The organism is Pantoea sp. SIMBA_079, assembly GCF_046940275.1.
GTDB lineage: Bacteria > Pseudomonadota > Gammaproteobacteria > Enterobacterales > Enterobacteriaceae > Pantoea > Pantoea borealis.
In genome coordinates this window covers 1-242 of sequence record NZ_JAWRYR010000817.1, presented here as the reverse complement: position 1 = coordinate 242, position 242 = coordinate 1, and the positions used below count along the sequence as shown (strand labels likewise).

Below are 242 nucleotides of genomic sequence, written 5' to 3'. Positions count from 1 at the left end.
ACCCGGACCAGGAAATCCGCGCACAGGGCCTGTCGAACATTGCCGGTGCATTTTTCTCTGGCTACCTCTCTGCCGGCTCCTTCACCCGCTCGGGCCTGAGCTACGAGGCGGGCGCCCGCTCGCCCATGGCCGGGGTATTTTCGGCGCTGTGGGTGGCGTTGTTCGCGGTGACCGGCGCCGGCCTGATCGCGCACCTGCCGATACCGGCCATGGCTGGCAGCATTCTGCTGATCTGCTGGGGG

Annotated in this window: 1 protein-coding gene; it reads left to right on the top strand. The window is 67.4% G+C overall.

The features are described 5' to 3' along the window. A partial coding sequence (locus tag SB719_RS22225) for a SulP family inorganic anion transporter (RefSeq protein ID WP_412160043.1) occupies positions 1-242 on the top strand: 242 nt, incomplete at both ends.